The organism is Myxococcus sp. CA033 (assembly GCF_013336625.1).
GTDB lineage: Bacteria > Myxococcota > Myxococcia > Myxococcales > Myxococcaceae > Myxococcus > Myxococcus llanfairpwllgwyngyllgogerychwyrndrobwllllantysiliogogogochensis.
Genome location: NZ_JABUMU010000059.1, coordinates 1 through 2,146, shown reverse-complemented (window position 1 = coordinate 2,146; position 2,146 = coordinate 1). Strand labels below are relative to the sequence as shown.

Genomic DNA, 2,146 nt, shown 5'->3' with positions numbered 1-2,146 from the left:
GGGTGGAGTTGGGGGAGGTGGAGGCGGCGCTGAGGGAATTGGCGGGAGTGAGGGACGCGGCGGCGGGGGTGCACGAGGACGCGCCGGGGGACAAGAGGCTGGTGGGGTACGTGGTGCTGGGGGAGGGTGTGGAGTGGGAGCCGGAGGTGCTGCGCGAGGCGCTGGCGCGGAAGCTTCCGGAGCACATGGTTCCGCCTGCGCTGATGAAGCTGGAGGCACTGCCGCTGACGCCGAGCGGGAAGCTGGCGAGAAGCAAGCTGCCGGCGCCGGACGTGGAGAGCCTGCGGGGCGCGGCGCCCTTCGTGGCACCGAGGGACGCGCTGGAGGTGCAGTTGGCGGAGGCCTTCGCGGCGGTGCTGAAGTTGCCGCGCGTCAGCGTCACCGACAGCTTCTTCAGCATGGGCGGCCACTCCCTGCTGGCAACCCAGTTGGTGGCGCGCATCCGCGCCTTGCTCAAGGCCGAGGTTCCCTTGAGGACTCTTTTTGAAGCGCCATCTGTCGCGGCGCTCGCGAAGCGCATCGAGGCGGATGTCCGGCTCAAGCCTGGCAACGCTCCGCAGTCGATGCTCGCGCGAGCGCGTGCGCGGTTCCGTAGTTCCAACGAGCAGGGAGACACGGAGGAAGAGATGCTCTCTTTTGCCCAGCAGCGGCTTTGGTTCCTGGACCAGTACAGGCCCGGCAGTCCCCTCTACAACATCCCCGCCGCGCTCCGGTTGAAGGGCGCGCTGGATGTGCAGGCGCTCGAGCGGGCCTTCACCGAACTGGTGCGACGCCACCAGTCCTTGCGCACCGTCTTCCAGTCCCGTGAGGGCAAGCCGGTCCAGGTCATCTCGCGAGGCGAGCCCCTGCGGATGCGGCTGCCGCTTCAAGACCTGGCGCCACTGCCGGAGTCCGAGAAGGAAGCAGAGGCGCTGCGGCTGGTCTGGGCCGAGGCCCGACGGCCGTTCGACTTGACGCGCGGCCCCCTGCTGCGCACGGGGCTGGTGCGACTGGATGTCCACGAGCACCTTTTGCTCGTGACGATGCACCACATCATCGCGGACGCCTGGTCCATCGCCGTGCTCATCCGCGAGGTCGTCACGCTCTACGAGGCGTACAGCGTGGGGCGACACTCCCCGCTGTCGGAGCTGGGCCTTCAGTACGTGGACTACGCCGTCCAGCAGCGAGAGTGGCTCCAGGGCGATGTCCTGGAGCGACAGCTCTCCTGGTGGAAGCAGCAGCTCGAGGGTGCACCGTCATTGCTGGAGCTTCCCACCGATCATCCGCGTGCCCTGGATGCTCGCAATCCAGGCGCGGTGATCAAGGTGGAGTTCTCACGGGAACTCACCCGGGCCCTGGTGAGCCTGTGCCAGCGCGAGGGCGCCACGCTGTTCATGGGGCTCCTCGCGGGACTGCAGGCGTTGCTGTCGCGGTACTCGGGACAGGAAGACATCTGCGTGGGGGCACCCATCGCGGGTCGCCAGCAGATGGAGACCGAAGAGCTCATCGGCTTCTTCGTGAACACGCTGGTGCTGCGCACGAAGCTGAAGGGAGACCCGACGTTCCGCGAGCTGCTGGGACGCGTGCGTGAGACGACGCTGGGGGCGTACTCGCACCAGGATGTGCCCTTCGAGAAGCTGGTGGAGGTGCTCCAGCCCGAACGGCAGCCGGGGCACACGCCGTTCTTCCAGGTGGCGATGGTGTTGCTCAACACCCCGCCCATGGAGCTCGCCACTCCGGGACTCTCCTTCGAGTCCGTGGACGTCGACAGTGGCACCGCGAAGTTCGACTTCACGTTGATGCTGCGCGAGACGCCCACCGGTCTGACCGGAACGCTGGAGTACCGCACCGACCTCTACGAGCCCGCGTCCGCGGAGCGACTGGTGGCGCACCTGCAACGGCTCCTCGAAGGTGCGGTCGCCAACCCGCTCCACCGCTTGTCCGAATTGCCGCTCGTCTCGGAAGCGGATCGACGCCTCGTGCTGGAGGCGTGGAACCCTTCAGCCACGGGCCCACGCTGGGAGGTCTGCGCGCACGAGTTGGTGGAGGCGCAGGCGGGGAGGACGCCGGAGGCGGTGGCGGTGGTTTTCGAGGGGGAGGAGCTGACGTACGCGCAGTTGGAGAAGCGAGCGAATCAGCTGGCGTGGCACCTGGGCGGGGCGGGGGT

General features: G+C 68.0%; 1 protein-coding gene. It reads left to right on the top strand.

Annotated features, from left to right (window positions below; genetic code table 11):
• Positions 1–2,146: condensation domain-containing protein (locus HUA78_RS45600; protein WP_254624264.1), on the top strand; the 2,146-nt coding region annotated here is incomplete at both ends.